Raw genomic sequence first — 2204 nt, 5'->3', positions numbered from 1 at the left:
CCGGTCTCCTAGAGTGAGGGGATGACGACGACTCCGACGGACGTCCACCGGCTCGCCCACGAGGTCTTCGGCTGGGAGGAATTGCGCCCCAGCCAGGCCGAGGCGGTGGAGGCCGCGGTGTCCGGCCGGGACGTGCTCGCCGTGATGCCGACCGGTTACGGGAAGTCGGCCGTCTACCAGTTGGCCGCGCTGATGGCGGACGGGCCCTGCGTGGTCGTCTCCCCGCTGATCGCCCTGCAGGCGGACCAGCGCGACGGCCTCAATGAGCTGGCCGAGAGGGCCCCGACGCACGCGGTGGCCATCAACTCCTCCGTCCCCGCCCGCGAACAGGAGAGTGCCTGGCAGGCCCTGGAGGACGGGGCGGCGAAGTTCGTGTTCCTGACGCCCGAACAGCTGGCCAAGGACGCAGTCCTGGAGCGGTTGCGGTCCCTCCGTCCGGCTTTCCTCGTGGTGGACGAGGCGCACTGCGTCTCCTCCTGGGGCCATGACTTCCGGCCGGACTACCTGCGCCTCGGCGCCTCCCGGGACCGGATGGGCTCACCGGTCATCATCGCGCTCACCGCAACCGCCTCGACCCCGGTACGGGAGGAGATCGTGGAGGGGCTGGTCCTGTCCGATCCGTTCGTCATCGCTCTGGGCTTCGACCGGCCCAACCTGCACCTGGCCGTGCACCGGCACCACGAGGACCACCACAAGCACGAGGCCGTCCTGGAGCAGGTGGCCGGCCTGCCGCGCCCGGGACTGCTCTACACGGCCACGCGTCGCGCGGCCGAGGACTACGCCGAACGCCTCGCCGAGCGTGGCCTGACGGCCCGGGCCTATCACGCCGGCCAGAAGACCGCGCTGCGGGATGAGACCCTGGAGCTGTTCCTGGACGGCGGACTGGACGTGGTGGTGGCGACCAGCGCATTCGGCATGGGGATCGACAAGGCGGACGTGCGGTTCGTGGTGCACGCCGACATCACCGACTCCCTGGACACCTACTACCAGGAGGCCGGCCGCGCCGGACGCGACGGCGAGGACGCCCGGGTGGTGTTGCACTACCGCAGCGAGGATCTCGGCCTGCGCAGCTTCTTCAGCTCCCAGCAGGCGGACCAGGAGGTGGTGAGCGCCGTCGTCAGGGAACTGCAGCGAGCGGACGGCCCGGTGCGGCTGACCCACCTGAAGGAGGCCGTGGAGGTGAGCGCCCGGCGTGTCACCGGCACGGTCAACCTGCTGCAGGCCGCCGGCGCCGTGGCCTCCACCCGGGAGGGACTGCTGCTGATGGACAGGGTGGGTCCGAAGACGGCTGCACGGCTGGCCGAGGAGACGGCCGAGCGGCTGGAGCGGATTGACCGCTCACGCATCGAGATGATGCGCGGGTACGCCGAGACGGACGGGTGCCGCCGCCAGTACCTACTGGGATACTTCGGCGAGGAACTCGCGGACCCCTGCGGCAACTGCGACAACTGCGATGACGGCACCGCCGTGGACCTGACGCACGACGACGACCGGTTCCCCCTGCAGAGCGCGGTGACCCACCGGGAGTGGGGACCGGGGATCGTGATGAGCGTGGACGAGGACCGCCTCACCGTGCTGTTCGAGGAGCAGGGCTACCGGACCCTGTCCCGGGATGCCGTGGAGGAACAGGACCTGCTCCACCCGGCGTGAGCCCGTGCCCCCGGCATCAGACGCGAACGCGTGCCGGGGGCACGGGAGACGGCGGGGTTCAGGGCCGGCGGGTCGTGCCCGAGGGACCGCCGCGGCCGAGGAAGCGCTCGGCCATGCCGAGGAGCCCGCTCGATCCCGACCGACGGCGTCCGCCCTGGGCACCCCGGTTCTTCGTGCCGTACTGGCGCAGGGCGTCCGTGCCCTGGCCGATGAGCCGCCGCCCCTCCGGGCTGTTGGCGTAGTTGCGGGCCCGGTTGAACAGGTTCTTCAATGCCATGGTGTCCTCCTGATGGTCGTCGGCTGGACGGTAGTCCCCGAGTATTGCCTCTATGGGACCGATGCGCCAAGGAGGTCGGACCGGGGCTCCGCTCCGACCGGGGGCACGAGCAGGGCCCCGGGTATCCGGCTGCGGAGGGGAATCGCATACGCCGGGCCCGGGGCCCCTGTCATCACTCGCACCTTCATCACTCGCACCTTGATGAGGCTCCTTCAGCGTAGGGGCCGTACTTGTGGGGAAACCGGGTGGAGACTGTGAGATCGCTGGCAGTCCTGGC

2 protein-coding genes are annotated in these 2204 nt (G+C 70.6%); one reads left to right on the top strand and one right to left on the bottom strand.

The features are described from left to right. Window positions 1–21 precede the first annotated feature (21 nt). Window positions 22–1650: a RecQ family ATP-dependent DNA helicase gene (locus PLJ28_RS15685; protein WP_324590420.1), complete on the top strand. Its 1629-nt coding sequence runs from the start codon at window positions 22–24 to the stop codon at window positions 1648–1650. A gap of 58 nt (window positions 1651–1708) precedes the next feature. On the opposite strand, the gene PLJ28_RS15680 is transcribed toward PLJ28_RS15685, so the two are convergent. Next, on the bottom strand, window positions 1709–1927 hold the full coding sequence (locus PLJ28_RS15680) for a hypothetical protein (RefSeq protein ID WP_183529356.1): 219 nt from the start codon (window positions 1925–1927) through the stop codon (window positions 1709–1711). Between the last annotated feature and the right edge of the window lie 277 nt (window positions 1928–2204).

Source organism: Citricoccus sp. (assembly GCF_035445025.1).
GTDB lineage: Bacteria > Actinomycetota > Actinomycetes > Actinomycetales > Micrococcaceae > Citricoccus.
The sequence above is the reverse complement of the archived record's forward strand: the minus strand, read 5'-3'. Positions and strand labels throughout refer to the sequence as shown.